This is a genomic window from Mitsuaria sp. TWR114, from assembly GCF_007997345.1.
This window is the reverse complement of sequence record NZ_VOSR01001043.1, coordinates 1-562: the sequence shown is the minus strand read 5'-3', so window position 1 is coordinate 562 and position 562 is coordinate 1. Positions and strand designations below refer to the sequence as shown.

The 562-nt window shown below is 71.5% G+C and carries 1 protein-coding gene; it reads right to left on the bottom strand.

Going from position 1 to position 562, the window contains the following annotated elements:
- Window positions 1-105 precede the first annotated feature (105 nt).
- On the bottom strand, window positions 106-562 hold a 457-nt coding region (locus FUT87_RS27125), incomplete at its 5' end, for a hypothetical protein (protein WP_222617321.1).

Below are 562 nucleotides of genomic sequence, written 5' to 3'. Positions count from 1 at the left end.
CGAGCGCGGCATGGCGGAGCAGTTGGCGGCGGAGGGCGTCCATGTGAGCGCCGATGATAGGCGCCCGTTCCCGGCGACACAGCCCCGCGACACGGGGTTGCGGCCTCAGGAACCGCGGGTCTCGGCGGCGAGGTTCTCGGGCATCAGCGCGCCGGGAATGAACACCGGCTCGCGGATCGGATCGCGTCCGATGTCCTCCGCATACGAGCCGTGCACCGCAAAGGCCGCGGACAGCACCGCGTGGACCTGCGCCATGGCCTCGTAGGACGGCGAGGAGCCGCCGGCGAAGAACACCTTCGACTCGCCCACCCCCAGCCCGCAGAGTCCGTAGAGCCGCTCGCCGACGCGCGCGCAGAACTGGTCGGAAATCTGCCGCCCGATCAGCGAGGGCAGCCGGACCAGGTAGTCGCCGGTGGCGCCGTCCACGGCCCAGCGTTCGGACAGCCGGATCCAGTGCGCGTTCTTCCCGTCGATGCAGCTCTCCAGCACACCGCGCAGCCAGGGGGAGCATTCGGGGTCGGTCACCGCGTCCCGCCAGCAGGTCCGCCAGTCGGCGACCGAC